Origin of the sequence: Moorena sp. SIO4G3 (assembly GCF_010692305.1) — a bacterium.
Taxonomy (GTDB): domain Bacteria; phylum Cyanobacteriota; class Cyanobacteriia; order Cyanobacteriales; family Coleofasciculaceae; genus Moorena; species Moorena producens_A.
This window is the reverse complement of record NZ_JAAHIG010000023.1, coordinates 97,387-122,861: the sequence shown is the minus strand read 5'-3', so window position 1 is coordinate 122,861 and position 25,475 is coordinate 97,387. Positions and strand designations below refer to the sequence as shown.

At 44.1% G+C, this 25,475-nt stretch carries 22 protein-coding genes and 2 pseudogenes; 11 read left to right on the top strand and 13 right to left on the bottom strand.

Annotation, left to right across the window (positions count from 1 at the left end):
* The first annotated feature begins 40 nt into the window (after positions 1 to 40).
* Both F6J99_RS06830 and F6J99_RS06825 read left to right on the top strand, forming a co-directional pair.
* Complete coding sequence (locus tag F6J99_RS06830; RefSeq protein WP_293112270.1) at positions 41 to 190, top strand: hypothetical protein; 150 nt, start codon at positions 41 to 43, stop codon at positions 188 to 190.
* A gap of 322 nt (positions 191 to 512) precedes the next feature.
* A complete protein-coding gene (locus F6J99_RS06825) occupies positions 513 to 695 on the top strand; it encodes a hypothetical protein (RefSeq protein ID WP_293112269.1) in 183 nt (60 codons plus the stop codon).
* 647 nt (positions 696 to 1,342) lie between these two features.
* Here the strand turns inward: F6J99_RS06825 and F6J99_RS06820 are convergent.
* Positions 1,343 to 2,575, bottom strand: coding sequence for a transposase (locus F6J99_RS06820; RefSeq protein WP_293112268.1), 1,233 nt, complete (start codon positions 2,573 to 2,575; stop codon positions 1,343 to 1,345).
* A gap of 266 nt (positions 2,576 to 2,841) precedes the next feature.
* Here F6J99_RS06820 and F6J99_RS06815 point away from each other — a divergent pair.
* The 5 genes and pseudogenes from F6J99_RS06815 to F6J99_RS06795 all read left to right on the top strand — a co-directional run.
* Positions 2,842 to 3,048 (top strand): annotated as a pseudogene (locus tag F6J99_RS06815) (cinnamycin family lantibiotic); the annotation flags it as partial.
* A gap of 119 nt (positions 3,049 to 3,167) precedes the next feature.
* Complete coding sequence (locus F6J99_RS06810; RefSeq protein ID WP_293112267.1) at positions 3,168 to 6,401, top strand: type 2 lanthipeptide synthetase LanM family protein; 3,234 nt, start codon at positions 3,168 to 3,170, stop codon at positions 6,399 to 6,401.
* A gap of 105 nt (positions 6,402 to 6,506) precedes the next feature.
* Positions 6,507 to 7,454: a Nif11-like leader peptide family natural product precursor gene (locus F6J99_RS06805; protein WP_293112266.1), complete on the top strand. Its 948-nt coding sequence runs from the start codon at positions 6,507 to 6,509 to the stop codon at positions 7,452 to 7,454.
* 26 nt (positions 7,455 to 7,480) lie between these two features.
* Complete coding sequence (locus F6J99_RS06800; RefSeq protein ID WP_293112265.1) at positions 7,481 to 8,269, top strand: HET-C-related protein; 789 nt, start codon at positions 7,481 to 7,483, stop codon at positions 8,267 to 8,269.
* A gap of 351 nt (positions 8,270 to 8,620) precedes the next feature.
* Positions 8,621 to 9,004 (top strand): DurN family substrate-assisted peptide maturase, encoded by a 384-nt coding sequence (locus F6J99_RS06795; protein WP_293112264.1) that lies wholly within the window; start codon positions 8,621 to 8,623, stop codon positions 9,002 to 9,004.
* A 120-nt stretch (positions 9,005 to 9,124) separates the two neighbouring features.
* Here the strand turns inward: F6J99_RS06795 and F6J99_RS06790 are convergent, their stop codons facing one another.
* Positions 9,125 to 12,199 (bottom strand): plasmid replication protein, CyRepA1 family, encoded by a 3,075-nt coding sequence (locus F6J99_RS06790; RefSeq protein WP_365972767.1) that lies wholly within the window; start codon positions 12,197 to 12,199, stop codon positions 9,125 to 9,127.
* A 196-nt stretch (positions 12,200 to 12,395) separates the two neighbouring features.
* On the opposite strand from F6J99_RS06790, the gene F6J99_RS06785 reads away from it, so the two are divergent.
* Together F6J99_RS06785 and F6J99_RS06780 are read left to right on the top strand one after the other, a co-directional pair.
* Positions 12,396 to 13,643, top strand: coding sequence for an ArsB/NhaD family transporter (locus tag F6J99_RS06785; protein WP_293112263.1), 1,248 nt, complete (start codon positions 12,396 to 12,398; stop codon positions 13,641 to 13,643).
* A 194-nt stretch (positions 13,644 to 13,837) separates the two neighbouring features.
* A pseudogene (locus tag F6J99_RS06780) lies at positions 13,838 to 14,416 on the top strand (Uma2 family endonuclease).
* A gap of 135 nt (positions 14,417 to 14,551) precedes the next feature.
* Here the strand turns inward: F6J99_RS06780 and F6J99_RS06775 are convergent.
* The 8 genes from F6J99_RS06775 to F6J99_RS06745 all read right to left on the bottom strand — a co-directional run bounded on the left by F6J99_RS06775 (position 14,552) and on the right by F6J99_RS06745 (position 21,573).
* On the bottom strand, positions 14,552 to 14,881 hold the full coding sequence (locus F6J99_RS06775) for a XisI protein (RefSeq protein WP_293112262.1): 330 nt from the start codon (positions 14,879 to 14,881) through the stop codon (positions 14,552 to 14,554).
* Complete coding sequence (locus tag F6J99_RS45470; RefSeq protein WP_365972764.1) at positions 14,869 to 15,087, bottom strand: element excision factor XisH family protein; 219 nt, start codon at positions 15,085 to 15,087, stop codon at positions 14,869 to 14,871. The genes F6J99_RS06775 and F6J99_RS45470 overlap by 13 nt, the downstream gene beginning before the upstream one ends.
* Entirely contained in the window at positions 15,014 to 15,277 is a 264-nt protein-coding gene (locus F6J99_RS45465) for an element excision factor XisH family protein (protein WP_365972795.1), read from the bottom strand. Before F6J99_RS45465 ends, F6J99_RS45470 begins: the two co-directional genes overlap by 74 nt.
* 448 nt (positions 15,278 to 15,725) lie before the next feature.
* Positions 15,726 to 16,127, bottom strand: coding sequence for a hypothetical protein (locus F6J99_RS06765; protein ID WP_293112261.1), 402 nt, complete (start codon positions 16,125 to 16,127; stop codon positions 15,726 to 15,728).
* An 895-nt stretch (positions 16,128 to 17,022) separates the two neighbouring features.
* Complete coding sequence (locus F6J99_RS06760) at positions 17,023 to 18,237, bottom strand: RNA-guided endonuclease TnpB family protein (RefSeq protein ID WP_293112260.1); 1,215 nt, start codon at positions 18,235 to 18,237, stop codon at positions 17,023 to 17,025.
* Between the two features lie 219 nt (positions 18,238 to 18,456).
* A complete protein-coding gene (locus F6J99_RS06755; protein WP_293112259.1) occupies positions 18,457 to 19,338 on the bottom strand; it encodes a hypothetical protein in 882 nt (293 codons plus the stop codon).
* Positions 19,339 to 19,386: 48 nt separating this feature from the next.
* Positions 19,387 to 19,683 (bottom strand): AAA-like domain-containing protein, encoded by a 297-nt coding sequence (locus tag F6J99_RS06750; RefSeq protein WP_293112258.1) that lies wholly within the window; start codon positions 19,681 to 19,683, stop codon positions 19,387 to 19,389.
* Positions 19,684 to 20,622: 939 nt separating this feature from the next.
* Positions 20,623 to 21,573 (bottom strand): class I SAM-dependent methyltransferase, encoded by a 951-nt coding sequence (locus F6J99_RS06745; RefSeq protein ID WP_293112257.1) that lies wholly within the window; start codon positions 21,571 to 21,573, stop codon positions 20,623 to 20,625.
* A 173-nt stretch (positions 21,574 to 21,746) separates the two neighbouring features.
* Here F6J99_RS06745 and F6J99_RS06740 point away from each other — a divergent pair, with 173 nt between their 5' ends.
* Positions 21,747 to 23,483 (top strand): glycosyltransferase family 39 protein, encoded by a 1,737-nt coding sequence (locus F6J99_RS06740; RefSeq protein WP_293112256.1) that lies wholly within the window; start codon positions 21,747 to 21,749, stop codon positions 23,481 to 23,483.
* 403 nt (positions 23,484 to 23,886) lie between these two features.
* On the opposite strand, the gene F6J99_RS06735 is transcribed toward F6J99_RS06740, so the two are convergent.
* The gene (locus tag F6J99_RS06735; RefSeq protein WP_293112255.1) at positions 23,887 to 24,060 is read right to left on the bottom strand and encodes a hypothetical protein; all 174 of its coding nucleotides are present in this window, start codon (positions 24,058 to 24,060) and stop codon (positions 23,887 to 23,889) included.
* Between F6J99_RS06735 and F6J99_RS06730 the strand changes: the two genes are divergently transcribed.
* Entirely contained in the window at positions 24,059 to 24,493 is a 435-nt protein-coding gene (locus F6J99_RS06730; RefSeq protein WP_293112254.1) for a helix-turn-helix domain-containing protein, read from the top strand. The two genes, F6J99_RS06735 and F6J99_RS06730, sit on opposite strands and share 2 nt — an antisense overlap.
* Here F6J99_RS06730 and F6J99_RS06725 read toward each other — a convergent pair.
* Both F6J99_RS06725 and F6J99_RS06720 read right to left on the bottom strand, forming a co-directional pair.
* Positions 24,471 to 24,773: a hypothetical protein gene (locus F6J99_RS06725; protein WP_293112253.1), complete on the bottom strand. Its 303-nt coding sequence runs from the start codon at positions 24,771 to 24,773 to the stop codon at positions 24,471 to 24,473. The two genes, F6J99_RS06730 and F6J99_RS06725, sit on opposite strands and share 23 nt — an antisense overlap.
* An 87-nt stretch (positions 24,774 to 24,860) precedes the next feature.
* Positions 24,861 to 25,436 carry a Uma2 family endonuclease gene (locus tag F6J99_RS06720; protein WP_293112252.1) on the bottom strand — a complete coding sequence of 192 codons (576 nt, stop codon included), beginning with the start codon at positions 25,434 to 25,436 and terminating at the stop codon, positions 24,861 to 24,863.
* Positions 25,437 to 25,475 lie beyond the last annotated feature (39 nt).

The window sequence follows — 25,475 nt, the reverse complement described above, 5'->3', positions numbered from 1 at the left end:
TAGGTTTTTTACTTTGGAGATAGGTAATAGGTAATAGGTAATGGGGAATGGGGAATGGGGAATGGGGAATGGGGAATGGGGAATGGGGAATGGGGAATCGGGAATCGGGAATCGGGACCCACCCCTAACCCCGACCAGTGCGTACGCTACTAGTGTAGGGTGGGCAAATTATCCTAGTAATACCAATTGATCACCAATCATGTCCATTTGCCCACCCTACTACTGTTCCCAAAGAGAGGCTTTGGGTGGGCAATATATCAAATTAACTAGCTCGGCGGGAATTCCCACGCTATAGCCACAGCTTAGTGCGATTGGCCGTAGGCCACGCTACGCGAACGCATTCCGTAGGCTCGGGTGGGCAAATTCTGTACGGAAGGCAATTTCATCATAAATCATGTCCATTTGCCCACCCTACTTTATCAGCTCCTTTACTTCAGTGCGATTGGCCGTAGGCCACGCTACGCGAACGCATTCGGTTCGGTAGGGTGGGCAAATTCTGTACGGAAGGCAATTTGATAAAGAATCATGTCCATTTGCCCACCCGACAAGATCGGCGATTGGCCTTTGGCCACGCTACGCGTACGCACTGTTCTAAAGCTGATATACCAATCCGTGTAGGAATTGTGAGAATTTTTGTTCCCTTTTCCCTACTCCCTACTCCCTACTCCCTGTTCCCAGATCCGCTGTTCCCTTAGGCAATTGCTGATACCTGATAGCAGAATACTTACCTTATCGCTGTCGGGTCATTCCAATTATTGCGTCTACTGTAAAGTCTGAGATAGTGTCAAGGGTGGGGAGTATGTCAGTTCCGGCAAACACCAGTGGTAGTTCCTGGTTTTCCCAAACCCAGATTTGCTGTCGCTGAATATCGATTAGCCTCGCAATTAGACCCTTTAAAGTTGGGATAAATCGGGATTTATCGGTACAAATCCGACATGGACATTTAGCTAGCGCTAGAGTATATATAGAATATAAGATTCAGACCTGACAATGCCCAAGCCCAAAACAGTAAGAGCAACAAAGAAAATATCAACTCAGATTGTCCCCGTAGCGGGGATGACTGAGTCGGTTAAGACTGAACTGCTCTCTACACTATATAGATAGATTTTAAATAGAAAAAAATGTATTAGTTATTACAAAAAATAGCAAGCTATATAATTCTCAACACAAAAGTTGAGAATGATTACAATACTAATGACTATAATCACTACACTGATTTATCTATGCTAGACTTCTATGTGGTAAATCTTACTGCCCATTGGGGGCACAAAGGAGCAATATCATGTCAACTGCTACCCTAGAAAAGGTACTGCACCAGGCATCTATTGACGGTGACATACTCCTACACTGACCTTGACAGGTTCAGTGTAGGCTTCTTACCAACTCCACCTATTGGTTCGGATACTCGATAAGCTTTACTTCGGACGGGATGCCCCACCGCCAACTTCAATATATTTTTTGCCGCATTAACGTCCCGGTCTTCCGTGTATCCACAATGAGGGCAAGAATGAATGCGGTCTTTTAATTTTTTAGGTACTTTTGTTCCGCAATTAGAGCAGTTTTGGCTAGTATTTCGAGGATTTACTGCAACCGTGAGCAACCCAGCATTTTCGGCTTTGGTTGATAAGATAGACAGAAATTGACCCCAACCAGCATCCAATACAGATTTGGCCATTTTAGTTTTAGCCAAACCTTTTATGTTCAACTTCTCGTGAGCAACTAGATCATGATTATCTAATAAATTTTTGGCAGTTTTAAAATGAAAATCTTTTCGGGTGTCAGCTACATTCTTGTGAGCTTTCCCTAGTTTAGTGACAGCCTTTTTTCTGTTGTTACTGCCTTTTTTGGATCTAGTGACAGCTTTCTGGATCTTTTTTAGTCGCTTTTGAGCTTTTCGATAGTATTGAGGAATTGGTACCTCCGAACCATCGGACTTGATCAAAAATGATTTAAGACCCATGTCTATGCCAATAGGTTTTGATACTTGCTCTAGTGGAATCACTTTAGGGACAGTGTTATCCTGTAGAGACAATGTTACATAATATCCATCGGCTTTACGTGTAACTGTAGCAGTTTTGATTTTAAATCCGTCTGGGATAGGTCGATGATAAACCATCTTTACCCATCCAAATTTAGGTAGATTTAATTTATTTCCTTGAATAGGTTCTTTTGAGAAGGCGGAAAAAGTTAAGGATTTGTAGCTATTTTTGCTCTTAAATCTAGGTCTGCCACTTTTTTTGCCATTGGAGTCGCCTTTCAAATACCTCTTAAATGCCAGGTCTACTCTCTTGACGCAATCTTGTAAGACATTAGCGTGGATAGCCTTGTACCAATGCCTATCCTTTTTTAATTGAGGTAAAGTTTTCTTTTGAGAAAAATAGTCGGGATTATCTCTTAAGACTGGTAAGTAGCAGACGAGAGGACAGGAATTGATAGAACAGCGATTTTGCTCGTACCAGTTAAATCTATCGGCAAGCAAATAATTATACTGACAACGCAGCATATCAAGCCATCTTTCTATTTCTACTTCCTGTGATTTTGATAGCCTTAACCGATATTGATACGCTGTTCTCATTGTTGTCAGTTCCTGTTTCTCGACCTATTATTAATATAGCAGTCGTGGCGACAATTGTCAATCCATAATGAAAAATCAAAAGCTGGTAGTTAGAGTTACCGAATTTGAAAAAAGGCAGTTACAGGAAGAGGCCGACAGGAGAGGAATGACTTACTCAGAGTTGCTCAGAAGTTTTATAGCTCGTCTCCCACTCCCGAAAGACTCTGTGCAAAATTCCTCTCACACTCATGCTACCCATTGAGATGTGAGGCTCCTTTTGCTAGAAAGCTGAGTTCCGTAGCGAAGTTCAAAATAACCCAGAAGCTTTTGGACTCTCAGCTACCACTACCCTGCCTGAATCTGTTGAGAAGCAAGATCATGCTTTCGTCGAGTTGTTAAATGCTTCCTTAGGGGAGTTTGATATCGCTGCTAGTTGTGAATCCACCTGCAGCTCCGGTCCTATCACCGCAATTTGTGATGGAACAACCAAGTAGGTTGTAACCGTTTCTAATCCAATAGGCTAGGTACCTGTCTAGGAGCTGGCATGACATCGGATTGTTTAAGATCAGATATCATGCCAGGCTCCGTTGTTAAGTGTTTATTATTCGGGGTTATGGTTGACGATTCTGTGCTGGAGGAACTGGCTTGCCGAGCTAGTAATTTGGCTGAGCGAACTCTCATTGTTGAACGACTGGCTCAAGGCCAGGAGAAAGCTAGATTTACCAACCAGCTTGAACCGTTGGATAGCTGGAACATCAAAAAACTGGCTGGCAAGTTGGCTGTGCAGGTGCTAAAGGATTCCTATGAGCAAGAAGGAAAAGTCAGTCAATCGATTATTGAAGACCTACAAAAACTATTAACGGACTATAAATTATACGAACGAAACTGGGGCGAGTTGTCGGAAGCAGACCGATTGGAGTTCGTCAAACCTCACCGTCAGTGGCTAGAAACCTACCGCGCTGCGATCGCGACCTTGGATTTACCAAAAGGGGATTTTTTAGGGAGTTCCTGGTACGAACCCGATATCTACCACGGAAAATTGGCCATAGCCTGCGAACCATTTCTACGGCTGTTGCACCAGAGATTGCAACCTTTATGTGATCAGCTTAAGGTGATCTCAAAGCAAGTCGTCAGTGACCTTCAACTTCACCTGCTCAATCGCTTTGAGCTGGCTTTAACCTGGACGGTTGAAGCCAATATTAATGTCTATTGTCTTCAGAATAAGATCGCCAAATCAGCCGATGATCCAGAGGCTTATCTGGCCTACCTGGAACAGACGTTTCAAGACGGTTGGAGTTATCACCGCTTTTATTTTCAGTTTCCTGTACTAGCACGTTGGTTAGCTCAGGTAACTGGTTTCTTGTGTGATTTTGGTGAGGAAGTGATTCAGCGTTTGGCTAGGGATTGCGAGGAAATCAGCGGGACGTTCTTCTCCGGGAAACCCATAACCCAAGTCAAATCCTTTAAGTTAGGCAACTCGGATTACCATGCTGGCGGCAAGAGCGTAGTGATAGTGGAACTGGAGCTGATTAACTCTGAGCCAGCAACAATTGTTTATAAGCCTCGATGTATTCAATCTGAAGCAGCGATGCAAGGGCTCCTAGAAACATTGACTAGGGATAAGGTGGTTGACTTTGCCAGCTATGGAGTACTCTGTCGAGATGGCTATGGTTATGCAGAGTTTATTGCTTCTGGTAAAAACCATGTCCAAAGCCAAGCTTCTGCTGAAGGATTTTATCAGCAAATCGGGGGATTTCTCAGCATTTTCTACATCCTAGGGGGAGGGGATCTGCATTTTGAAAACGTCCTAGTTGCTGATGGGTATGGGTTTATTTGCGACTGCGAAACGGTTTTGGAAGTGTTGCCCCTTGGCATGGACAAATTGCCCGGTACAGTCCTCGATTCAGTTTTCAAGACGGGTTTGCTGGAATGGCCAGACCCGGAGGATAAAAATGAAATGAAATTGAGCGGGTCTAGGGGCGGCGACTCCTACGAAATACCCCATCAAGTTCCTAAAGTGAACGAGGCTAAGATGTCATTAGCCCTGGGTGTTGAATATCAATCGGGAATTCGGGTCGAATTCGAAGGAACCAATCGCATCTATTACCAAGGTCAGCTGGTACAGCCACAGCAGTACAAAGATGCCATTGTTGAGGGATTTAACCGAGTTTATAACTGGTTTCGAGAAAACCCCACTAAAGCCGCAACGTCCCTCCAAGACTTATTTTCTCCCTCATTAGTGCGCTTCATTAATTGGGGAACCCAAGCCTATGCCAAGTTAATCATCGCCGCTCGCCATCCCAAATGTCTTGCCGAACCCCTAGAAGTGGATTTGCTGTTCAACACCTTAAAAGAGCATCAACGACCGTGGGACAATCAAGGGAAACTGGCTGAGCTAGAACTAGCATCCCTGTGGCAATTGGATATCCCCATCTTCTCAGCTAAGGCAACTGGCTATCTAGATTTAATCCACAATTACCAACAATCCCTGCCAGATGCGATCGCGATTTCCCCATTGGACAATGCAGTCAAACGCATTAAAAAATTATCTGAGGAGAACCGAATCCGGCAGAACCAGTACATCTACAGTAGCCTATCCACAGAGGAACTCAATAGTCCCTACTTTATCGCTTCAGCGGTTAATTACGCCCAGCAAATTGCTTGGCAGTTGTGGGAATTGCTCGATCCCGATCCAAGTAAGGCTCCATGGCAAACCTGCGACTATACAGCTACTGGAAAACGTGTGGTAGATGTCGGGCCAGATATTTACGCGGGTTCAGCGGGGATTTGCCTATTTTTGGCTTATCTCGATGCCCTTCACCCCCAGCCAGAATTTCGTCAAGCAGCAGAGCGAGCCTTCAAGCACGCCATGGAGCACCCTAGTTCACCCTTCGTTGGGGCGTACCAGGGAACAGCTGGATTGATTTACCTGTTAACCCACCTGGCTCAGCTATGGGACAGACCAGAATTGCTGGAGCGGGCAGTAGAGTTGACTCACGAACTGATGCCACGGATTCCTCAAGACAAATACTTTGACCTTTTGCTCGGAGTCACGGGGGTGATTCCTGTCATGCTGGGGTTGGCAAAGACTGTTTCTGGCCAAGGGAGAGATAGTGCCATAGATTGTGCTGTGCAGTCTGCTCAATATTTGCTCCAAGGGGCAACTCGCCAGGGGGACACCCTAAGTTGGGAGGGTGGGCGACCGGATCTAAACCAGCAGAATCTGACCGGTTTTTCCCACGGTTCGAGTGGTCCAGGGTGGGCACTAATTTTGCTCGGGTGTGATCTTGACAAGCAAGAGTACATTCAGGCTGGTCGTCAATGCTTTGCCTATGAAGCGACTCACTTTGATCGGGAGCAGAAGGATTGGTATGACCTGCGCAAATCGATCATGGTAGCTGACAGAAACGAACCCCATTTTGCCAATGCTTGGTGCAACGGGGCGACGGGAATTGGTTTGAGCCGTATTGCCAGTTGGGCAGCTTTAGGGAAAAATGACGAAGATATTCTGCGCGAGGCTTACGCAGCTCTCAATGCTACTTTGCGGAATTTTGACAAGCTCGGTAATGATTCCCTATGTCATGGCAGATCCGGCAATGCTGAGCTATTGCTGCGGTTTTCTCAACTGAGGGACACACCTTATTTGCAGATGGAGGCTAACGTCCAAGCTCAGGCCCAATGGCGTCGGTTTGAGAAAGCTCGTACGTGGCTCTGTGGTTCTACGACTAAGGATCTCTTTCCCGATCTAATGCTTGGAATCGCTGGAATCGGAATGCACTTTTTGCGGCTAGCCTATCCGGAGCGAGTCCCTTCCCCTCTGATGCTCGATCCGCCTCCATCAGCATAAGCCGATAGACCTAGATTGAGGGGAAAGCTTGTGTCGGTGAAGGTAGACTCTGGGATTATCATTGTCGTGGTTGTAATTTTGTTGGTTTAACTGATTGAAAAAGCTATGTCAAAAGAAGCGGTTTTTAAGTTTTATGAAGCTCTTGAAAATACAGAAGCATTGAGACAGCAAATTAAGGCCATCACAAGGGAAGAAGAGCTGGTTAAACTTGGTGCAAAGCACGGTTATTGTTTTACCAAAAAAGACATAGCAGCAGCAAATGCTTCTTATGTTCCCAAGAGTGACAAACCTCTGATTGCCATTGATTGTACTCAGTCTACTTCTGATAAAGGGTTCCCCCACGCTTATCACTACGAGTTTAATTTTTCCGAGATTCCAGGGTTTAAGGAAATTGCTGAGGAGGTTGAGAAGCTCAAAATTAAGCCAGATACCGTGGATATAGGGCTGTATGAAAAGAGTTTTCGGGAAGCAGATTTACAATTTGCCGATGTTTCCCCAACTGCCCCAGAATTCCAACAGCGGTATCTTGAATCATTGCGCTCCTACGTGGATCTAGGTGTTGTTTCACCCCAGCCTGAATATGCCTGGAGTCAGTTCCACTTAATTAATCTGGATCGGTATGTTGACCATTCCCTTTACGATGATTATTTTAGGACGAAAGTAAAGTTAATCGAACTCCTGGAAAATTTCTTTGGAGCTGAAATTAGGTTTTCAGGAAGCTTATGGTATCCGCCGAATGCTTATCGGATGTGGCACACGAACGAAACTCAGCCAGGTTGGCGGATGTATTTGGTTGATTTTGATCGCTGTGAATTCAATGGGGATGGCAAACCATTTTTCCGCTACATGAATCCCGAAACCAAGGAGTTAGTAACAATTGAGGAGAAGCCGAAAGTGGTTAGATTCTTCAAGATCGAAAGCGAGCCACACAAGTTGCTTTGGCATTGTATTGTTAATAACACCCAAGCGAACCGCTGGAGTTTTGGCTTTAACGTTTCTGATCAATGGATGAATAAGTTACTGAAGCCTAAGGTAAAATTGATAGCAAACTGATATCAAAAAAATGATATAAAAAAAATATGTTATCAAGCAAATTCAACTATAAAATTATATTGGCATGGTTGCTAGGAGTAGTGCTACTGTTAGGGATGCCATCTCCAGCTTTAGCTTTCAAGGTTCCAATCCATGAGGCAATCACCAGAGAGGTATTTGCTGATTTCCAAGTGATGGCTGGTGGTGAATCCTTCAAATTTACCGATGATGCGATCGACAAAATTGTAAAAGCGAATAAGGACTCTGACGATATATCCAAACAGTTCAATACTGAGATTCATTTCGATGGCGAAGACTTTCCAGGGGGTAGTGAACGAGTTATGGATCTCAAAGAAAAAGTCATTACCAAAGTGACCGTAGAACCTGTGTACCCCACTTCGGCCCGTAACAACCTCGGTACAGCATTGCATACTGTTCAGGACTTCTATGCTCACAGCAATTGGGTGGAACTCGGTAACAGCAGCATTAACACCAACATCGGACGCCAAATTTTCTCTGGAGCAGACAAAGACACCCCAACCTGTCCTAATGATCCGGGGACTCTCGGTGGTGAGGGCTTAAAGCAGTTAACCTCTGGATATTTCATCCTCTCTGATAATTTTGCCTGTGGTGTTCCCCCAGAAAAGTGTCGTCATGGTGTCCCGATTATATGTCCCTCAGGAATCAACAAAGACGATGAAACCCGCTCCGGATTTTCTACGGCGCGAACTCTAGCTGTTGATACAACCGAAGACTTTCTCAACCAAATTTTTGAGGATTCCCGGATGAAGGACAATGTTGAGGCCATCAAACATCTGATGCGGATTCGGTCTTAGCATCCTTGTTCGTGCTAACCTTTGTTCTGTAAAGGAATTCAGATATAGCAATTCTACAACTTGTGAGGTACAAATATCTAGGTTTTAGGGAGCAGGGAGTAGGGAGCAGGGAGCACAGATTATAAAAGAGCCAAGAGCAAAGAGTGAAACAATCCTGTGTACCTCATGAGTCCTAGAAACGCTATAAAACTTTTGGCTTTGCTGTTTTAGGGTGGGCTACCCCCAAATTTCTCCCTGTGGACTTGAAACAGCTGACTTCCAAACTGATCTAGTTTGACTAAAAAATCAGTTTTGATAAGTTCTATAAAGCAGACTCGAACACATTACTAAAAAAAACTACTCGAAGACACTATGGTCAAGATCAAGCATAATCCTAAAGAATATAGAGAAGATAAAGATAAAGGTGGTGACAGGGATGAAATTCGGCAAATACAGATATTGATGCTCTTGTGTTTATTTCTGTCCTCTGAAGGCACGCTCTACGACTTGCTGAAGATGGCATTGGCGACCCCTGGGCAGCGGACATTGAATCGGGTAACTCCACCGGAAGATCTTAGTATAGATGGTCTATTTGAATGGTTGGGTGAGCTGTTTGGTGAAGCAGAACTGACACAGGAAGAAATGGATTTGCTGCTCTGGCAAAACGATATCAAAAATATGTGGCCAGCGATTAGTGAGCTCAGAGCAATCGAGGAGAAGCTTGGGTTTAAGATTACCATAGAGAAAAAGAACTAAGTTGTGCACAAAGTTCACTATCAGCTAGTGATACTTTCTTAGGGTAAATGTTAGAGGGTGGGGGATTATAGCTTCCCCCACCCTCCACGTAAGACTAAAAATTAAGACTAAAAATTAAGACTAAACATTCAAACACAACTGAACATAATTACTGTTGTCTGAATCCACTGACTGAGTGTTACCCGACCTAGGGGACAAATCATTATCCAGCCAAATTTCACTAGTACCTAACCTCTGACCATCACTAGCTAACCACCTCTGGAACACTTCCATGCGACCATCTTCTGGACTAACTAGCTGATAAACTCTGAACCGCTTTTTCCCTTGGCTCTGATAACGAATACACTGCAAGCCATAGCCAATTTTATCTAAGAAGCGCCTGATAATAACAATCGGAGTTGCTTTCTTAGCTAGTCCTATTCCGGTGATGGTTTTGATAGCACAACGGTTTGCTAATGCGATCGCAGCCATCTCCTGCAAGTCCTGATCAGTATTTTTGAGTTCTCGTTCGAGATTCTCTAATAGAATTGGTATCCCCAAAACCTTCATGGTACCAATCATTGCTCCTAGCACAGCACGATTGAAATCCGGTAGAAATATACTCCCTTGACCTTGCTCAATTAATAGTCGCGCTACCTTAGCATCCCGTTCTGCCAGATGTTGCCGACCGATGGTAAGAAAATAATGGAGCCGTAGCTGCTGATACCAGCCTTGGTCATCTTTGAGTACCAGTTCTGGTGTGACTGGGATCCGATAACGCTGCTGTAAATTGTACTTCCGTAGTGAGCGACGTTCGGATGGTTTTTTGACTAGGCGTTTGCTAATCGTTTGATATTGGCTATCACTGAAGTCTTGACTAAATGCGATCGCATTACACTCAGCCTGATAGTTTTGGTCTCTAACTGCAGTAATCGCTGCCATCAGAGCATTCTGTGCTCCCAACTCTTCCGCTTGGGGTGAACCCTTAGACTTCTTTTTCCCAGCTTTAGTGGAACTAGCTGGGGAAACATCCATCACTAGATGACCTTCAGCACGCAATCCTGCTAGCACGGATTCCCGATAGTTCACCATGGCGGCATTGAATCGGACAGCCATTTTAGCCCAGCACATCAAGGATTCTGCTTGAAAGCCCGTATCTAAATCATCCACAGCATCGAAATCCGATTGTTGTAGCAACCGAATATTCATTTGGGTCAAACGCTGTCCAGATGCCAGTAGTGAGGATAGAGACGTGGAGCCATTACCGACGTGATTAAAGCCATAAGGGGCTACCCAGATGAAGCGGGGTAGATTTTCTCGGATTCGCCCTAAGGTTTGTCTGACACTATTTTCTCCTTGCACCCCTTGGGCAATACACCACACAGAGGTAAAGTGTCCCCGCAGATCAATACTCACACCTGTTTCAATAGCAGGACTAGCTAATACAATGTCATACTTCCCTAAAACATTGTTGAGGTTATTGATACACCCCATGGCTGGATGACTAGTTTCACCAAGGGATTCCGAATCAATGCGCAATATCCGGAGGTCGGGAAATTGCTTTTTTAGGTAAGCTTCTAGAGTGCAAGTACCCCATTGGCTCTTCGGTTTTTGAGCCGAAAGACACACAAAGGGTTTGCCTCCTTGAGCAATGTGTGCTTCTAGCTCTCGCACTAGTCTTTTTGGTGTGCTATCGGTATAGTTATGAACTTGCCAGGACCCGTCATTGTTCGGTTTCCAGTCATTCTCAATGATGAAGGGTTCCAGGTCAACGCCAGACAAGGTCAGTAAGTAATCTATCGATATATCACTCAAGTCCGCATCCGCAATATAAACTTGACCAGACCCCCCCAAGACATTCTGGATTAGGGTTTTCAGGGATTTGAGAATAGCAACCCGATTACTCTGACAGGTGCTAGAGTTCAATCCATGCCAGAGCACTTGCTCCACTTCATCGATAATTACTACCCCATCAGACCAGTTAGCGGCATTGAAGCGAGCCTGAGAATTACCATGCAAGGAGTCGAGACATAAACCATAACCTAACACCCCTTCCTTCTGGTCATCCCTGACCTCAGTTATATACTTGATGCCAAAGCGTTGACACAATGCTTCTACTAATCGCACCCGATGACCAAGCACCAAAACCCATTGGTTTCGGGCTAGGGCTTGAGAGACAATTTTTTCTAGTAGTTGGGTTTTTCCAGTACCCTTAGGGGATTTAATCCCAATCAGTTGGGCTGTATCCGGAATCGGAAGTTCTTCGAGATAGCGGCAATTTACTTTAAGGTTAGCTCGATAGGTGAGCTGGGTTAGGGATTTAGCTTTCCAAGTATCCAGGGGGAGTGCTCGTTGGTAAACTTGCTCAAAGGTCTTCTGACCTTGATCAGCAATTAAATCATCTACCCCTTTGCCTAGCTGGGCATCCCAAGTTATTACCTTCACAGGGCAACCTGCTTGATTGAGCAGATATCCCATTCTACGAATGGCAGCATTGACAGCTTTGATCGTATTCGGTTTCGAGTCTTGGTCAAAGACTATGTAAATCGGTCGGTCCGGAGTCGCTAGTTTCCGTAGTTGGGGAATCAAGTCAGACTTGCCAATCCGATTTCCCTGGGCATCCCTACGGATTCGATACCCACCATTAATTCCTGGTAATGCGATCGCAGCGTAACCAGCAGTCAGTAAAGCTCCAGCTTTCTTAGCCCCCTCAGTAATACACAACGGAATCGAGGGGTGAGAGATTAGCCACTGCCAAAACCCTAGATCCGGTTGATTGTGGTCAAGCTCTGTGGGGAGAATAGTAAAATCATTGCGTTCAGCAATCCGTTGCCACAGGTGGAAAGGTACTCGCAGAGCAAACAAGCCTGTGGGGGTTTTGGGGGGATGTTCATATTTTATTAGCTTCCTAGTTTCCCCACTCTGACGGGGTTGGCTGGGTTTGAAACAGCCCCAAATATCCTCCTGACCAGTAAGCAAGTCAATACCAGAACACCACCATCCCCCTTGTTCGAGGTGTTGATAGCGTTTCAGAATCGAGTTTAGCAATCGACCATCATTGCGTCTGGGCAGGGAGTCGGAATAGAAGAGATACTCAAATGGGCTAGAGCCTTCGAGAGACCTTACATTGAGGCGAGTCAGCTGTTCATCAACACTACTAGCTGTCCACTCCTGGATATGGTTCATGGGTTTGGGGAAGACTCTGGCAGAGGTCACGCTATATCTAGTGGTTTTATTTTTAACTTAAGGAATATAACACTATTTGTGACCTAAGAGTTCATTTTACTTAATGGTTTAGATTTTGTTTACATTTGACCCTTGACGGTTGATAGTACCATAAAATCATCACTTATGCCTAGCATAGGATTACCAGTCATTAGTTATTAGTTATTTAGGGATCCGTGTAGGAATTGTGATAATTTTTGTTCCCTACTCCCTACTCCCTACTCCCTACTCCCTGTTCCCTTTGCTATTGCACCATATTCCCATAGTCTGGGCGAGAGTTGGAAACGCCACTTTCACCCTCATTGCTCTAATTAGTCTTGCCCTAAGTTTAGGTCAAGCAGGTTGGTTTCGGTGGTTAGCGCTTCACATAGCTAATTGGGGATGTGGTCGTGGCCATTTGCTTTTCTCCTTAGTGATCCTAGTCGGGATGTTATTGAGCAATGTGTTTACTAACGTGGCCACGACCATAGTCTGGACAGCTGCTGTCATGGAAATTTTGCTGCTGCTTGGCTTTAGTGCCAAAGCTACTCTAGCATTTGTATTTACTAGTGGTTTTATTACCGATGCTGCTAGCTTGCTACTGCCGATGAGTAATCCAGTAAATCTGATTTATGTTGACTATTTACAGATTTCCTGGTTGCGCTATGTGATGGTGATGTTGCCCGTAACCGTTGCCACAATAGCCACTAGTATCATCATTCTCTGGTTTTATTTTGAACCCGAAATCCCCCTGACCTATAACCTTGCCCGTCTACCACCACCTAATCGTGCGATTCGAGATTCCTTAATCTTTAAATTGAGTTTTCCTATTTTAGGACTACTCTTAATTGGTTACTTGTTCGCAAAAGTCCTAAATTTCCCCATTGCCTGGATTGCTGCTATGGCAGCTTTAGTGATGGTCGCATTAGCAGCACGTTCCTTTAACGGTCGGACTAGTACACTTAGCTATATCTTACAGCTAGTAGGTCAACTGCCATGGCGAATTATTTTACTTATCCTAGTGCTGTTTCTATTCGGCATCGGTTTGGACAATCTGGGCATAACTGCTCTGTTGAGCCAGCGGTTGGAAATCCTTTCTAATTGGGGACTCACTTTAGCAGCTAGTGGTAGTGGTTTCCTAGCCACATTTCTTGCTAGCGTACTCAACAACTTCCCAACATTACTGCTGAATGCTACGGCAATTGAAAGCATTACGGATATTGATCCAGCTCTAAAAGAAGTGATGATATACGGTAATTTAATTGGGTGCAACTTAGGAGCAAAAATTACTCCCTTAGGCAGTCTATCAACTCTACTTTGGTTTAATGTCTTGGCTTTTAGAGGACTCCAACTCAGTTGGGTTTATTATATTCGCTTAACTTTTATTCTTACCATGCCAGTTTTATTTATCAGCTTGCTGAGTTTAGCAATATGGTTGCCCTGGTTAATTGCTTAAGGATATAGCGCTTGTTAATTAGGTCAGGTACATTTTTTAGGGAGCAGGGAGCAGGGAGCAGGGAGCAGGGAGCAGGGAGCAGTAAATAGGGAATAGGGAAAGAATACTGTGTACATCATAGTTATTAAAAACGTTGTAACTGAAAATTTAATAGACTATAGATAGGAATTACATCGAGTTTTTTGCCATTAGCAATGATTACTCAAAACTATCCAGAACAAAAATCTAAACTAGTGTCATTGGAAGCGTTTATAACACTACCATAAACTAAACCTGCTAGTGAGTACATTGATGGAAAAATTATTCAGAAACCAATGCCACAAGGAAAACACAGCACAATTCAAGGGGAATTGGTGACTGCTATTAATCTAGTGGTGAAGCAAGAACGAATTGCTCGTGCTTTTCCAGAACTTCGGTGTACTTTTGGTGGACGCTCAACCGTTCCGGATGTATCTGTGTTTGTTTCCCAGAGAATTCCTCGTGATGACAATGGCGAAATTGCCAATGTTTTCCAGGCAGCGCCTGATTGGACAATTGAGATTCTTTCACCTGACCAAAGTCAAACTAAGCTGACAAAGAATATTCTCCATTGTTTAACCTATGGTACGGCAATGGGCTGGTTGATTGATCCAGAAGAGCAAACCGTTTTCGTTTATCGTCGAAAACAGCAAATCGAAGTGTTTGATCAATCATCCGAGCAACTTCCTGTTCCATCCTTTGCTAGGGAGTTAAGCATTACTGTGGGAGATTTGTTTAGTTGGCTATTGGATTGAAGCTATAATGGTAGGGTGGGCAAAAATTTATCGCCGATCAGCTTAATGACAAAACTCTATTACTTTTTGCCCACCCTACTAAACTTGGCCACCCTACAGAACTGTCACAACAATATAATTTAAATCAAGACCAGCTTACTGGTGAGCATATGCAGTAAATTGCCTTTTGAAGGGAGATTTAAATCCTAAAACTATATCCTGTTGGGGAACTCCTGCTTCAACTAACTCGTTAGCTACTCCCACTTCAGTGCCATCACTCTGAATCCAAATTTTGTTATCTTTTATATCAATATGAATTAAGCTTCCATATTCCCGTCGTTGGTCATACCAGCCCACTAGCATAACTAAATAATGATTGCGCTCACTATCAAAAATCATTTGAACTTCTGTCTGATCATCGTTAAGGTTGATAGCGTGGGTTTTCAGGATTTTTTGGACCAATTCATGATAGTTCAAGCTTTCCATGATGATATCTCCTCTGTCTTAGGGTCAAAAATTAGCAATTTTAGCTGATACTCTTCAAGAGCATCCTGAATAAAGGGGCGACGGAAAAACGTATTGTATGTATCGGTAGGAACGGCTAAGTATAAAACAAAATTAGGTGATGTTTGCTTTAATGCTAATCGATAGTTTAGGAAGCGATGCAGCGCGGTCTTGGGGGTTTCCCCCATGAGCGACTGCATCAAGACATTGACCAAGGGCGACATGAAACTCTGACATTTCTGATTCTTGTAAAAAACTTTTGATTTCTACCGCTATGCTTTGATCATCTTTCTGAGCTGCAATTAATTGTTCGGCTGCTAAGTCTATATACATTTCCGATCCGCCAACTTTGATGTATAGAGGATCTTTGGTGATCACCCAGCCATCTTTTTCTAAGCACCTAAACAAAATTAATTTCCTACTACCAATCTCTGTAACCCTTACATCGTAAGACTTTGAGTTTTGGGAAATGTGTAATTAATTTTGTGCACCTGCTTAGGGCTAACCGGACGGTGTTGTGAAAAATATCCTTGGCTGGCATAGACAGATGGGCAATTGGAAATAACTTAGGGTTTTTAATATTTATTATAACTGAGATCAAGATCAAAAATTCCTCCCGCGCTCTACCGTAACGTCAGCATCGGGAGGAATTTCAGGGGAATTATTAAATTGAGACCATAGGGTAAGAGTTAAACAAGGTTTAACTCGTCTTGGTGACACTCACCTACCCCAAAGTTAGCTATTTCCCTCTATAACTAAAACGATCTCACCAGGCAGTTTGTGACATTTTTTTCGACTTAGAGTCCTGTTTTCAGAACTTCCGCCGCTAAAATCTGGGGCTGGGTACAAACAGATTGGCCACTTTAAACTCTTTCGCTCCCACTTCCGACAGCGAGAACTGAATCGTGACGGGACGGGAAACACCTTTACAAAAATCCGGTTTCAGGCGGATGAAGGTAGCAATGGGAGGCTGGGATTTTGCCAATATGGTTGTGAAGTCCTCTTTCTGCGTGCAGCCGTTGCTCGTCACTAGGATCGCGACACCTTTTTCAGTGATGTTTATTCCATGCAATGGTTCTACCGTTGCGGCTAAAGCCGTGGGAGCTGTGGCACAGAATACTGCGACTGCGGCAAAGAGCAGGGTGGCCAGACCTAGTGCCAGTCTTGAGAGTGCTTTCTTCAAGGGAAGAGCAGCTGGCTTGAAGCGGTTGAATGGTGTATTTAGCATGATGTTTGAATTATTGATTTTCCGAATTTTGGCCTGATGTTAAAGGGACAGGACGGTCGAGATTATGGAGACCCTCAAGTCTGCTATCCCCTTAAGGCCGGGTCAATTTGGATTGAGCACTCGAAAGACTGAACCATAGGGTCTCCTTCTGGCTTCTGGTTCCCGGAAATTCAGGAATACTCAGGTTTCCTGCCCGATCGGCGTTCGCGAAGCGTGGCCAAAGGCCTCAGCCGCGCCAAAGGCGATCGCACTTTGGAAAAGAGTGGAGTTCGGGTCAAGAAGTCCTGCGCCATTCGCAATTCTAAGAGCAGGAATATTTGATTGTCAATAAAATATAAGATAATCAGAGATAATTACTCTTAAGTCCCAAAATTAAGTACAAAAACTAATGCTTCGCTTTTTGACAGAAAAGTACTAACAAAGGCAGTTGCGATTAGCCCGAAGGGCGTTGGCTAGCGATCGCATCCTTGTCAAAGCAATACCCTAAACCTGAATAAAATAGGTTAATTTCTAATCCTAACTTATTATTTTCAATGATTGGCTAGATTAAGTAAAGTCCTTGCTCAAATAATTCCTATCAGTGTTCCCTGCTCTCTGCTCCCTGCTTTCTATAAAAATGTACCGAACCTAAGTGAAAAACGCTATAGTTAATCGTTTATTATAGCGCTATAGTTAAGCTATGGAAAGTATATAGTCACTCAAGCAAGCAAGCAAGTTATCCTGCAGCGCTAGCTTACCTGACCTCTGCTGAAATCTTAACTATCACCCTACCAGCCTTGCCAGCACCAAACACCTCAGCAGTAAAGTCTCAACGGCTCGACTGGGAGTTGGGTTGGTACTGAGCAGAGTTGGTATTTTGACATCCTCCCCAGCCTAAAAGGCGTGGAGATTCCTACTAGTCGAACAGCGACAACTGAACGTACTCTCGGCGGGTTGACGCTTCTTTGACTGCTGCTCCCTTTACGGAAGTCTTACGCCTGTCTCCACGTCCGTTTTTGGTCTCCGAGTGTCCCCCGGCGACTAAAATATTCTTTGCAGCATTGACATCACGGTCGTGTTTTGTGCCACAGTTCAAGCAAGTCCATTCCCTAACGGAAAGGTCGAGTTTTCCACCACGAAAACCACAACAAGAGCAAGTCTGACTGGTAGGTTCCCAACGGCTAATTACTCGAAATTCACGACCGTACTTTTCCGCCTTTCCTTGTAGGTATGTCCGAAATTGTCGCCAACCTAAATCACTGATAGCTCTGGACAGTTTCCGGTTTCTGAGCATTCCTGCAACGTTCAAATCCTCCAAGACAATTGTTTGGTTTTCACGAATTATCTGGGTTGAGAGCTTGTGCAGAAAGTCTGTTCTAGTATCTTTGAGTTTCGCCTGTAGCCTAGCTTTCCTCTTTCTCGCTAATTCATAACGCTTACTTCCTCGGTTCTTTCTAGATAAGTTCTTACTCAGTCTCCTAAGTCTGTTGATTTTCTTCTTCAGTGGCTTAGGAGCGTCTATATGAATTCCATCATCAAAGGTGGCAAAAATTTTTATCCCCAAGTCAATACCAACAGAAGTTTGAATTTTAGGTAGAGCCTCAGGTGCTGTTTCAACAACGAAACTAGCAAAGTATCTGTTAGCAGCATCCTTGACGATAGTTACTGATGAAGGTTCAGCAGGCAGTGGTCTAGACCAAACAACCTTGAGTTTTCCAACCTTGGCTATTTTCAGGCAATCACCTCTAAGGCTAAATCCTCTTTGAGTAAACCTAGCTGACTGCTTGGCATGACGTTTTTTGAACTTTGGAGGCTTAACGGGCTTGCCTTTTCTTTGTCTGTTACAGGACTTGAAAAAGTTTTGATATGCTTGCTCTAAATCATTCAAAGATTGTTGCAAGGGTACACAAGAGACATCAGATAACCACTCTCGTTCGGCTGTTCTTTTAGCCTCGGTTATGAATTGTTTCTGAAGTTCAGAGTTTTTCGGCTTCTTTTCTCCTGATTTGTACTGGTTAATACAAAAAGCCAAAGCATCATTGAAAACTACTCGAACACAACCAAACAACTTAGCTAGCGCCATTTGTTGTCCAGGTATTGGGTAAATTCGGTATCGATATCTTGCTTTCATGCTATTATAATAACACAAATGACCGCACTATGACGGCATGAACAAACTAACAATTCGATGTTCCGATCAGGAGTATGAGCGATTAGTGGCTTATTGCGGGCAAGAGAGTAGAAGCCAGAATGATGTACTAACAGAGCTAATCATAAGGCTGAAGATTGCTGAAAAAGTCGCCCTAGAAGGGCGAGGCTTCAGACCCATTGTTTTGGTGAATAGAAGTACTCAACTTTCAGCACTTTCAGCAATTTCAGCAGGTCTTTTTTCAGGACTTTCAGCAGCTGTTTTTTCAGGACTTTCAGGACTTTCAGCAGCTCTTTTTTCCGCCATTTCAGCAGCTCTTCTCTTAGCTTCGGCCAAGGCTTCCTGCTTATCTTCTTTCCGAACTTTGCAGAACCGTGGAGCCTGATCCATTGGGGGTGCCAATTCTTCTACAAACGCGAAGGCATTTTTGTGGGGAAGAAATCGGGCTTTGACCTGGATGAATTTTGGCTTGCCCTGCTCCTTGAGCTTAGGATTGAATCGGAATGGTTTGACCGAGGAGTCGCGCCAGAATAATGGACAGTGACCAGCTTTGAGTACCCGAGTTCTTTCTGTAGCCTGGTGAGTTTTGAGATAGTTCACTAATTGTTCACTGTGGTTCCTAAAAACTGACACACAGGGTACTTTACAAACAGGAATAAACTGCCACAATCCCGCCAAGATGAAATACCCATTGCCAATCGCTTCAGCCCAAGCATGGGGTCTGTCTTCCTGTAAAATCCCAATTACCTCAAACCGGATATCCTGGAATTTGTTCCTGTCTGGGAAGTGGATCGGCTTAGGATATACCACGAGGCGATGCTCTCGGTTTCCGGCCTCGATGTGCCCCTTGAGAATATCCAGCACATACCTTTTCCGGTTGTGCTTAAGCAGGAAAAAGAGTGGGTAAGCCTTACCCTGGATGGTAATGGTAGGAATTTTTTCCGACAAATCCACCTCACCAGTTATAACCCCAACAGCCATAAACTTTGGTTCTGATGGCTGAATTAGTTCAATTGGTTGAGATGGTTTTACTAATTTTTTGGGAATCTCTGGTTTTTTGATTAGTGTTAGAATTTCTGACATAATTAAAACTGATTGTTTATGTTCTTTACAAAAGACATCTAAAGAAATCTAGGAAATGGCTCGAATAAGTTCCCTGGCAACTGCAAGACGAAAATAGAGACCATACAACTGACAGCTTGGCTTCGCCTGATTGCCATCGAGTGTCACCAACCCCATACTTTCTATAGGTGCGCTTGACCCATGAAGAATTAAATTAGCCATGGGTCGCACCTGCTGATAGCCAGTAATCCGTTCTATCGACACCCCCTGATTAGTCCTAACAACTTGTTTCAGTCCTGATCCCAATGGGGACAGATCTGTGATCATAACCAGAAGACCTCGTAGATGGTGGCTATAAATTTCCATAGGTGCGCGCCTTAAGCGGGCGAGTAAACCGCCCTTGGGTCGCACCTCCTAGTGTAGGTGCTGCTTGCAAGAACTTCTTTTATGTTATCTCTCTGACGAGAAAGGTGATAAAGGCCAAGGCTGACCAGATCTCGATATCCTCCTCCCATGGCTATTAGTGCAATTGGGTTTGACTGCTATTAGTCCAATCCATACCATAGTGCTGCCCTAAATTCTGCCCCTGCTTTGGCCTAACCTGCTTTGGGCGCTTATCTTACTTCGGCGCAGTTGTCAGGGGAAAGGGGAAAGGGAAAAGGGATTAGATTTGAGTCTACCCCAAACCTGTTGATGCCAAAATCCCTGTATGAGCAATAGGTCTTGGGCAATAGGTCTTGGGCAATAGGTCTTGATCAACCTCAGTTTTATGTAAGAAATTGGCTGGTGTTTTGAGAAGATAGGAGACATAATTCAGAATTCAGGAGAATAATTCAGACGTTATTGGGATAATACATAGCTTAATTGCCCATTAAACTCTGATTAATTCCAAATTAACTATAAAATTCAGTTATTATGGCTACTGACTCGAAGCTCGAAGCTCCTGACTCCTGGATAAAGTTGGTGATGTCGAACTCAGGTTGGGCAAGACTAGGATACTCGAAAACCACCTGGACTTAATTCACAAGATTTTTACTTTTTTTTTATAATTCACCAAATATTCACATTTAGTTTAAAAAAGCTTTCCAAAAATTTGGCTAGTCTTCATCATAAATTTATGAAAATTCTACTGATTTTTTCATATCCTTACTTATATAACCTAACTGGGTTGTTTTTACAGCACCTTTGAACGGCACAGGAAGCTGCAAACAGCGAGTCAATCCCAAATGGACTAGTTTGGGATTGACTCGTAATTATCACTATTAGCCACTGCATCAAAAGGAATTGCTACAACCCACACTCACCTCAACCAGGTTTTGTAGCAATAATAGTGCGGTGACGAGGATCGCTGGCTACCGTAGTCTGATAGTCAAAACCAACCTTAATCATTGCGCCTTCTACATCAAAGTTGTAGTAGTTATCCATCCAAGGTTCTGTGCTTTTCAACAACACAAACAGTGCAGGGGGCAGATTCTGGATGGCTGGGGAGGCAGGATTCTGGTCTAAAACACCAAGGCAGCCACCAGGTCGTAGAATCCGCAGCGCTTCCGAAAAAATTTCCTCTGTTGCTTGGTGCGGTAGTTCATGAAGGACCAACTGTAAGGTGACCACATCAAAGGAATTGTCCGGTAAACCGGTGTCCTCTCCTTTGCCATGGATCCATTCTGATATTTCTGCTGTCTCATCGATGGTCTTGGCCACAGCCAGCATATAAGGGGATAAGTCTAACCCAACGGTGCGGATTTTGCCCTTTTTAATGCTGGAGTAGTAGCGGTGTAGCGTAATGGTAGATATTCCAACGGAGCAGCCAATGTCGAGGACATCTGTGACTATCTCGGGATTATACTCTCCTAGTACTTGATGAAAACTATTTCGTAATCGTTCTTGTGCCGAAAGCCAAGTAAGTTTTTCTTCGCGCCAAATCCTCAACCCCATAGCCTGGGTAGCACTGGCAGCTTCAAAGGCAGCTTCCCAGCATAGGTTTCCCTGGTCATAAGCATGGAAAGGGACTTTGTAGTAGTCTGGGTAGACCAGGCTAGGGTTAGTAATCTCCGATAGTAAGGTCTTCGCTCCTGATTTTTCTAACTCCTGGTAGTTTTTCCGCCACTCAATCCCATTTTTTTCTGCGGTTTTAATTAGCACCTGCCTGGCCTGGTGTTGCATCACCTTGTAGATCGGCTTGGTGTCGATCAACAGATTAACGAACCGGGAGAGTAAGTCATCCCCCGCCCAGTCTGGTTTGAGCTTGTCCTTCATCAGTATTCAAAAATTATCCCAATGATTAGCTCATCTAATTATTTCATAGCGGTATTATTTCTATGCCCCAGCACCGATTTCAGTTCAAGTAACTCAACAGTGGCATCAACGATAATGAAGTAGTGTTGCAGAACGTTACCTTGATTCCTACCTACAAAGAGAATTAATGACTAATGATTCTTAACAACCCAAAATCCCAAGTGGACAAGAGCTGGAGTAGTTGGGTCATAGTTCTATTACTGCTGGTGTGGATAGCGATCGCAGCAGGTTTACGGTTTACCTATCTGGCCGGAAAACCCCCCTGGTCAGATGAATTTGCCACCCTAGTGTTTAGCCTGGGCAATAGTTTTCGGAGCGTACCCCTGGATCAGGTGATTACCTCAGATACCCTCTTAGCTCCCCTGAAACCAAACTCTAGTGCTAGCATCAATTCCGTTATTAATAACCTAATCACGGAGAGTAATCACCCACCACTGTACTTCGTCCTCACCCATCTGTGGCTGAAGCTGTTTCCAGCCCATGGGCAATTGGTATCCCTGTGGGTAGCGCGATCCTGGAGTGTGCTACTGGGAGTGATTTCCATTCCAGCCATGTTTGGCTTAGGTTGGTTAGGGTTTCGCTCTTCCCTGGTGGGTCACTTCGCAGCAGCACTGATGGCTGTGTCACCCTATGGCATCTATCTGGCTCAAGAAGCTCGACATTACACTCTAGGGATTCTATTAGTTATCGCTTCAGTCAGTTGTTTAGTGTACGCTACGCGATCGCTTCGACAGCAGACTCCCTTGCCGATTTACATAGCATTAATCTGGATTATTGTCAATAGCTTGGGCATAGCTGTCCATTACTTTTTCGTCCTGGTGATCGCAGCTGTGGGACTGGTAATGCTTGGGTTGCGGATTGGGTCAGGGGGTTCAGTGTTTTCTTGGAAGTACTGGTGGCGAATTTACGCAGTGGCCCTCGGAACATTAATGGGAGTCTTAGTTTGGCTGCCAATTTTGCCACGCCCCTCCAGTAATCGTTTGACAGAGTGGGTTCACCAAGACACAACCCTGAGCAATTTGCTCGAACCGGTAGCTAGACTCTTGTCTTGGCTGATCACTATGGTAGTGATGCTGCCAGTCGAAGGGCAATCCCTACCGATTATGGTCGCCTCTGGACTAGTAACAGTAATATTGGTGCTCTTGATAGTGCAACTGTTGCGTCGAGGACTCAGAATTCAGAGCTTACACTCCCAGACTAAGGTCATGACTCAGGTTTTGGGCGGATTTGTGGTGGGAGCGATCGCATTATTCTTATTAATCACTTACGGTCTTGGGATTGATTTGACCTTAGCCGCTCGTTACCAGTTTGTCTACTTCCCCATCGTAATTATGTTACTAGCAGCAAGCTTTGGGAGTTGTTGGAGAGCTGCCCAAGGGAAAGATCAGCAATGGGTAGCACTAATCCTGTTGATGGGATTGGTCGGTGGAGTGATAGTCGCATCCCATGTGAGTTACCAAAAAGCCGATCGACCAGATCTTGCGATCGCTAAAATGTTAGAGATTAGTGATTCCCAGCCTCAATCCCTTCCAGTCCTGATTGCCACAGTTCACAAAAGCCATGAACAAACAGGAGAAATGATGGGCTTAGCTTGGGAATTGAACCGTCGCCAAGTCGTTGATGCTGCCATTAATTCACCCCAGTTTCTCTTGGCACATAAAGACACCGAGCCAAGGGTAGCTACAGAAACCCTGCAAAAAACTGTGGCTCAACTGCCGAAACCTTTAGAATTGTGGGTAGTCAATTTTTCTGCCTCTGTTGAGTTAAAAGCCCAAGGTTGTATTAAGGATAAACAATCTATATCTAAAGTCCCTGGTTATCGATTTCGACGGTATTACTGTCAGAACTATAGGGCTGGAGCCAGCGAATAAGCGAGAGTGGTAAGCATTCAGCGATCAGCATTCAGCGATCAGCATTCAGCTTATGTGCTACGCACACGCTACTTGAGGTGCTATCAGTCGTTGGCCAACGGCTGACGGCTGACGGCTGACGCCTGACGCCTGACGCCTGAATGCTTACGTGTGGGGATAGGGTGGAGACGGGAGATCTAAGAAGTAGTTTTCGATAATTTGCTATAGTTAGAGATATTTTTGCTTATTTTTATCCTACTTTATGCACAGACATCAGCAATTTTGCTAAACCATTATTACTAGATTCAACACTTAATCTTGAATACTTAATACTTAATCTTTAATACTTAATACTTAATGCTTAATACTTAATGCTTAATCCTTAATCCTTAATGCTTAATACTTAATGCTTAATCCTTAATCCTTAATATTTAATAATCTCTGTTCCCTGTTCCCTGTTCCCTGTTCCCTGTTCCCTGTTCCCTGTTCCCTGTTCCCTGTTCCCTGTTCCCTGTTCCCTATAAAACTTGGCAATTGCTGTAATTGTATGGTATATTTCCGAATAAATTAATAGCGCTAGAGTAAGTTGTCCGATCATGATAGATACCACCCAAGCCGCCTATCTTCTAGGTATTTGTCCTCAACGAGTTCGCCAACTCCTGAAAGAGGGCAGAATTCAAGGAGCCGAAAAAGTTGGTCGCTTTTGGCGGATTCCCCTATATAACGGTATGCCCAAGATAGTTCCCGGTAGCCGAGGACCACAAGGCTCCTGGAGAAAACAGCCCAGCAAATCCCTGACTCACATCTACCTCAACGAGGAAATACTTCACAAGAATCAACAAAACCATACAACAGACCCAGTGATTACAGTTAAACGGGGTAATCGCGATATCAACTGTCATTATGTAGAAATCAGCGGGCCATCCCGGTTAGTCTATCGACCCGAATCTCCCAAGAATGGTGGTGCCACCCTTTGGATAGAGGTTGAGCCTAATGTGGAGGTTGTAACTAAAGTTTTTGGTCAGTATTAACATCTTCAGAAATAAGCTCAACCACTTGTAGGGTGTATCCTCTTTGCTTAGCAATCCGCTTAGCTTTGGCTTGGGCTTGACTAGAAGAATCAAATTTGAGTGCTCCCCCTGCATGAGGACACCAATTTAACCGTTCCATCCCACCTAATAACTCTAATGAAGCTAGGTAATTAGAGCTATTGGATTCAAATAATACGTACCTAGCCCGGGATGAAGTGCTGTTAGTAACCTCGTGAGATTCTTGGCGACGTTGTTGTTTTAGTTTTGACGCACGACCCATAGCAGACCTCTATAAAACTAGTGTTGAATGTTTAAAAAATTATTATTCCAGGGGCAGGTGATTATTAACTAAAGTAAAATTTTAGGTTTACCAAAGATAGTGTAAATCCAGGACAAACCCAGGCAAAACCTCCTCCCCTGATAAACTCTTAGGAGACTCCAACACCTCCACAACTTGACCTGGTCGATAAATTTCCACTTGCCGTGATTGAGGATTAATTAACCAGCCCAGACTTACCCCATTTTTTAGATATTCCTCCATCTTGGATTGAGTCACCGTTAACCTATCAGTTGGAGACATTAATTCTAGCACAAAATCCGGGCAAATCGGTGGAAACTTCTGCCGTTGCTCTGGTTTAAGTGAATCCCAGCGTTGTTGCTTAATCCACGCTACATCGGGAGAACGGTCAGCACCATTAGGAAGTTTAAAGCACGTCGATGAATCAAAAACTTTACCTAGCTTAGTCCGTCGATTCCAAATCACAAAATCAGCATTTATTTCTGAATTACGGTTACCAGTTTCTCCGCCAGTAGGTGACATTATAATCACTTCTCCCTTGGCATTGCGCTCAAATTTAATCTCCGGGTTAGTTCGACATAACTGATAAAATTGCTCATCGGTCAGTTCAATAATAGAGTTGAAACTTACTGTAAAAGCAGTCATGGTAATTCTATAGCTTTTGTAGTTGAGGTTTGAACACAC

What these genes read in the sequence shown, in the direction of transcription:
- F6J99_RS06810 (WP_293112267.1), top strand. Translation starts at nt 3,168, where the DNA reads ATGGTTGACGATTCTGTGCTGGAGGAACTGGCTTGCCGAGCTAGTAAT.
- F6J99_RS06805 (WP_293112266.1), top strand. Translation starts at nt 6,507, where the DNA reads ATGTCAAAAGAAGCGGTTTTTAAGTTTTATGAAGCTCTTGAAAATACA.
- F6J99_RS06830 (WP_293112270.1), top strand. Translation starts at nt 41, where the DNA reads ATGGGGAATGGGGAATGGGGAATGGGGAATGGGGAATGGGGAATGGGG.
- F6J99_RS06730 (WP_293112254.1), top strand. Translation starts at nt 24,059, where the DNA reads ATGATAGATACCACCCAAGCCGCCTATCTTCTAGGTATTTGTCCTCAA.
- F6J99_RS06760 (WP_293112260.1), bottom strand. Translation starts at nt 18,237, where the DNA reads ATGAAAGCAAGATATCGATACCGAATTTACCCAATACCTGGACAACAA.
- F6J99_RS06765 (WP_293112261.1), bottom strand. Translation starts at nt 16,127, where the DNA reads ATGCTAAATACACCATTCAACCGCTTCAAGCCAGCTGCTCTTCCCTTG.
- F6J99_RS06820 (WP_293112268.1), bottom strand. Translation starts at nt 2,575, where the DNA reads ATGAGAACAGCGTATCAATATCGGTTAAGGCTATCAAAATCACAGGAA.
- F6J99_RS06740 (WP_293112256.1), top strand. Translation starts at nt 21,747, where the DNA reads ATGATTCTTAACAACCCAAAATCCCAAGTGGACAAGAGCTGGAGTAGT.
- F6J99_RS06725 (WP_293112253.1), bottom strand. Translation starts at nt 24,773, where the DNA reads ATGGGTCGTGCGTCAAAACTAAAACAACAACGTCGCCAAGAATCTCAC.
- F6J99_RS06755 (WP_293112259.1), bottom strand. Translation starts at nt 19,338, where the DNA reads ATGTCAGAAATTCTAACACTAATCAAAAAACCAGAGATTCCCAAAAAA.
- F6J99_RS06745 (WP_293112257.1), bottom strand. Translation starts at nt 21,573, where the DNA reads ATGAAGGACAAGCTCAAACCAGACTGGGCGGGGGATGACTTACTCTCC.
- F6J99_RS06750 (WP_293112258.1), bottom strand. Translation starts at nt 19,683, where the DNA reads ATGGAAATTTATAGCCACCATCTACGAGGTCTTCTGGTTATGATCACA.
- F6J99_RS06795 (WP_293112264.1), top strand. Translation starts at nt 8,621, where the DNA reads ATGGTCAAGATCAAGCATAATCCTAAAGAATATAGAGAAGATAAAGAT.
- F6J99_RS06720 (WP_293112252.1), bottom strand. Translation starts at nt 25,436, where the DNA reads ATGACTGCTTTTACAGTAAGTTTCAACTCTATTATTGAACTGACCGAT.
- F6J99_RS06800 (WP_293112265.1), top strand. Translation starts at nt 7,481, where the DNA reads ATGTTATCAAGCAAATTCAACTATAAAATTATATTGGCATGGTTGCTA.
- F6J99_RS06775 (WP_293112262.1), bottom strand. Translation starts at nt 14,881, where the DNA reads ATGGAAAGCTTGAACTATCATGAATTGGTCCAAAAAATCCTGAAAACC.
- F6J99_RS45470 (WP_365972764.1), bottom strand. Translation starts at nt 15,087, where the DNA reads ATGGGGGAAACCCCCAAGACCGCGCTGCATCGCTTCCTAAACTATCGA.
- F6J99_RS06735 (WP_293112255.1), bottom strand. Translation starts at nt 24,060, where the DNA reads ATGATCGGACAACTTACTCTAGCGCTATTAATTTATTCGGAAATATAC.